Annotated in this window: 1 protein-coding gene; it reads left to right on the forward strand. The window is 45.3% G+C overall.

Annotation, left to right across the window (positions count from 1 at the left end):
- Positions 1–212: Ig-like domain-containing protein (locus tag MMP60_RS15890; protein WP_241337295.1), on the forward strand; the 212-nt coding region annotated here is incomplete at both ends.

Below are 212 nucleotides of genomic sequence, written 5' to 3' on the forward strand. Positions count from 1 at the left end.
GTTGATGGAGATGGTTTAGCACCAGTCGTTGCGTTGAATGATGAAATCACCAATGATGCAACACCTGAACTAACCGGTACGATCAACGATCCAAATGCAAGCATTGTTGTGAATGTGAATGGAGTGGATTATGTAGCCACCAACAATGGTGATGGTACTTGGACCTTAGCAGACAATAGCTTGGCTGCATTGGCAGAAGGCAGCTATAGCGT

It is taken from the genome of Acinetobacter sp. ANC 4805 (genome assembly GCF_022549495.1).
GTDB lineage: Bacteria > Pseudomonadota > Gammaproteobacteria > Pseudomonadales > Moraxellaceae > Acinetobacter.